This is a genomic window from Streptomyces sp. CHD11, assembly GCF_018638295.1.
Classification (GTDB): Bacteria; Actinomycetota; Actinomycetes; order Streptomycetales; family Streptomycetaceae; genus Streptomyces.
Map to the genome: position 1 here is coordinate 1 of NZ_JABTTS010000074.1, position 1,323 is coordinate 1,323.

General features: G+C 67.0%; 2 protein-coding genes. Both read left to right on the forward strand.

Annotated features, from left to right (window positions below):
• Positions 1–70: 70 nt before the first annotated feature.
• Positions 71–376, forward strand: coding sequence for a transposase (locus HTV45_RS33180; protein WP_215209606.1), 306 nt, complete (start codon positions 71–73; stop codon positions 374–376).
• Positions 377–399: 23 nt separating this feature from the next.
• The gene (locus tag HTV45_RS33185; protein ID WP_308309819.1) at positions 400–1,290 is read left to right on the forward strand and encodes an IS3 family transposase; all 891 of its coding nucleotides are present in this window, start codon (positions 400–402) and stop codon (positions 1,288–1,290) included.
• Positions 1,291–1,323 lie beyond the last annotated feature (33 nt).

Here is a 1,323-nt window from a genome sequence, read left to right on the forward strand (position 1 = left end):
TGAGGTTCCCCCTGTCGGCTGGACAGCTTGATACTGGGACGGATGGTCCTGGAGGAAGCAGTCACAGGTAGTGAGCAACAAGAGCAATATGAGCAAGCGGTACACGACCGAGTTCAAGCGGGACGCGGTCGCCCTGGCGTTGTCCTCGGAGAAGACGGTCACCGAGGTCGCGCGGGATCTGGGCGTGAGTCCGGAAGGGCTGCGCGGGTGGGTGAAGCAGGCGAAGGTCGACCGCGGTGAGGGGCCCGCCGGGGCTTTGACCACCGCGGAGCGTGAGGAGCTGGTCCGGCTGCGGCGGAAGGTTCGCGAGCAGGAGGCCACGATTGAGGTGCTGGGAAAAGCGACCGCCTTCTTCGCTCAGGACAGGATGAGGTAGACACCGCGGCACGGTGTCGTTTCATCGACGCGGAGAAGGCATCGGCGGATGATCCAGCAGGTCACAGCGTTGCGTTTCTGTGCCGTGTGCTGGGGGTGCCGCGTTCCACCTACTACGCGCACAGGTCCTCGCAGCCGGCCCGGACGGTGCGGGAGCGGGCCGAGGAGGTGCTGGTGGGTGAGATCCGGGTGCTGCATGCCGGATCGCGCGGTGCCTACGGGGCCCCGCGGATCCACGCCGCCCTGCGGCGGGCCGGGCGGGCGGTGAACTCCAAGAAGGTCGAGCGGCTGATGCGCAAGCACCGGATCGTCGGGATCACCCGCCGCCGGCGCCGGGGCCTGACCCGGCAGGCGAAACGGGCGGTGTTTGCACTCGACCTGATCGGCCGGGACTTCACCGCGCCCCGGCCCGGGATGCGGCTGGTCGGTGACATGACCGAACTCGTCACGCTGGAAGGAAAGTTGTATCTGGCGACCTGTATCGATCTCGCGACGCGTGAGGTGGTCGGCTGGGCGATGGCCGACCACCACCGCGCCGAGCTGCCGGTCGCCGCCCTGCGGATGGCGGCCGGGCGTGGCGGCCTGGAGCACGGCTGCATCATGCATACCGATCGCGGAAGCGAGTACACGAGTGACGAATTCCGCACCGAAATAAGCAAGTTGCGCATGAGGCAGTCGATGGGGCGAGTCGGCTCTTGTTACGATAATGCCGCCGCGGAAAGCTGGTTCGCCCTCCTGAAAGCGGAGATCGGGACGACCGTATGGGAGACCCGCGAGGCTGCCCGGGCCGACGTCTTTTGTTACGTCGAGGTCGAGTACAACCGCAGTCGGCTCCGTCGGCACCCCGACTACGGCTACGTCACCCCGCTCGAAACGAGATCCCTGCTCAGGCAGAACCTCGCCCCGGCGGCGTAAACACCCGCTGTCCAGCACGCGGGGGGAACTTCA